Raw genomic sequence first — 815 nt, forward strand, 5'->3', positions numbered from 1 at the left:
AATAAATGAAGGAGGTAAGCTTTTATGGTTAAAAGTTTAGGAAGAACTTACACAACATTAGAAAGGAGGTGGGTACCATGAAGGGAAGGATAGGTACCCAGACCACTTTGTTTACCCTCTATCCTTCAAGTTTAGTTAAAAAGCTAAAGTATGTCAATGATATAAAGCTTACAAGGGAAGCAAAAGTTAGACTTAGTTGGATAGAGTATTATAAAAATGTAGGTAATATAGCCAAAACATGTAGACACTTTGGCATATCAAGAACTACATTTTACAAATGGCTAAGAAGGTATGAGAAGCATGGGCTAAAAGGTTTACTAGATAGACCTAAAACTCCGTTGAGAAAAAGAGCTCCTACTGTAAGAAAGCAATACGAGCTTGATGTAATAAGAGTAAGAAATGAAAATCCCACTTGGAGCAAAGAAAAGATAGCAAGATATTTAGAAAGAGAGAAAGGTATAAAGGTATCTCCTTCTACAGTGTATAGGGTTTTGAAAGCTTTTGGTCTTATTGAGAGGACAAAGAGTATTAAGCAAAAGAGAAAGCAAAACCAAAATAGGAGAAGAACGAAAACTAGTCTTAGAGCTAGAGCTCCGGGAGAGGTAATCCAAATAGACCTAAAGCATCTTGTTTTAAGAGGCACAACTTATTATCAGTACACAGCTATAGATAAATACAGCAGGCTAGTGTTCGCAAAGATATATGAGAGAAAAACATCAAGGAATACAAAGCTATTTATCCAAGAGGCTATGAAGTATTTTGGATTTAGCATTGGCAAAGTGCAGACAGACAATGGAACTGAATTCATGGGAGAG

At 35.7% G+C, this 815-nt stretch carries 1 protein-coding gene; it reads left to right on the top strand.

The features are described from left to right. Positions 1 to 77: 77 nt before the first annotated feature. Positions 78 to 815, top strand: a 738-nt coding sequence (locus ACYQZV_RS09075) for a helix-turn-helix domain-containing protein (protein WP_459895318.1), incomplete at its 3' end; no start/stop codon positions are given.

The sequence above is a fragment of the Hydrogenobaculum acidophilum genome (assembly GCF_054656715.1).